Origin of the sequence: Kitasatospora cystarginea (assembly GCF_039533515.1) — a bacterium.
Lineage (GTDB): Bacteria > Actinomycetota > Actinomycetes > Streptomycetales > Streptomycetaceae > Kitasatospora > Kitasatospora cystarginea.
In genome coordinates this window covers 1-1569 of sequence record NZ_BAAATR010000157.1, presented here as the reverse complement: position 1 = coordinate 1569, position 1569 = coordinate 1, and the positions used below count along the sequence as shown (strand labels likewise).

Sequence of the window (1569 nt, the reverse complement as noted above, 5' to 3'; positions counted from 1 at the left end):
ACACCGTGCTGCGCCCGAAGGTGGACGCGGCCCTCAACCTGCACGAGCTCACCGCCGGCCTGGACCTGAGCGCGTTCGTGCTCTTCTCCTCAGCCGCGGGCACCCTGAGCAGCCCCGGCCAGGGCAACTACGCTGCGGCCAACGTCTTCCTTGACGCCCTCGCCGCTCAGCGCCGTGCCGCCGGACTCCCGGCGACCTCGCTCGCCTGGGGTCCGTGGGCCGACAGCAGCGGCATGGTCGGCAGTCTGAACGAGCTCGACGTCCAGCGGATGAGCCGTGGCGGTATCCACGGCCTCTCCTCGGCCGAGGGCCTGGAACTGCTCGACACCGCGGTCACCACGGGCGACGCGACCCTGGTCCCGATGCGGCTCGACCTGGCCGCGCTGCGCCAGCAGGCCGCCGCCGGCAACCTCCCCGCGCTGCTGCGCGGACTGGTGCGAGTCCCGGCCCGCCGAGTGGTGCGGGCGGCCGCGGCGAGCGGCTCGGAGCTGGCCGGCCGACTGCAGGCACTGCCCGCCGGCGAGCGTGAGCAGGCGGTGCTCGACCTGGTCCGCGCCAGGGTCGGATCCGTCCTGGGCTACGCCGACGCCGCTGCGGTGGAGTCCGGCCGGGCGTTCAAGGAGCTCGGCTTCGACTCGCTGACCGCCGTCGAACTGCGCAACGAGCTCAATAGCGCGACGGGCCTGCGACTGCCCGCGACGCTGGTCTTCGACTACCCGAGCCCGATCGCACTGGCGGCCTTCCTGGTCACCGAACTGCTGGGCGAGGCGCCCGAGGCGTCCGCCACCGGTCCGGTCGCGGTCCTGGACGACGAGCCGATCGCGATCGTCGGGATGAGCTGCCGATACCCGGGCGGCGTGGAGTCGCCCGAGGACCTGTGGCGACTGGTGTCCGAGGCCGGTGACGCGATCTCCGGCTTTCCGAGCAGCCGAGGCTGGGACCTGGACGGCCTCTACCACCCCGACCCGGACCACCAGGGCACCACCTACGCCCGCGAAGGCGGCTTCCTGCACGACGCGGGCCTCTTCGACCCGGACTTCTTCGGGATCTCGCCGCGTGAGGCGCTGGCCATGGACCCGCAGCAGCGCCTGCTGCTGGAGACCTCCTGGGAGGCCATCGAGCGGGCCGGCATCGATCCGGCCACGCTGCGCGGCAGCCGCACCGGTGTGTTCGCCGGTGTGATGTACCACGACTACGCGACCGGAATCAGCGAGCTCCCGGAAGGGGTCGAGGGCTACCTGGGCACCGGTGTCTCGGGCAGCATCGCCTCCGGCCGAGTGGCGTACACCTTCGGCCTGGAGGGTCCGGCCGTCACGGTCGACACCGCGTGCTCCTCGTCGCTGGTGGCGCTGCACTGGGCGATCCAGGCGCTGCGGGGCGGCGAGTGCAGCATGGCGCTGGCCGGTGGTGTCACCGTGATGGCGACGCCCGAGACCTTCGTGGACTTCAGCCGCCAGCGCGGTCTGTCGGCCGACGGCCGCTGCAAGGCGTTCTCGGCGGACGCGGACGGCACGGGCTGGGGCGAGGGTGTCGGCATGCTGCTCGTGGAGCGGCTCTCCGACGCCGAGC

Annotated in this window: 1 pseudogene; it reads left to right on the top strand. The window is 72.8% G+C overall.

Annotated elements, in window-relative coordinates:
• Window positions 1-5 precede the first annotated feature (5 nt).
• Window positions 6-1569 (top strand): annotated as a pseudogene (locus ABD369_RS40540) (acyl carrier protein); the annotation flags it as partial.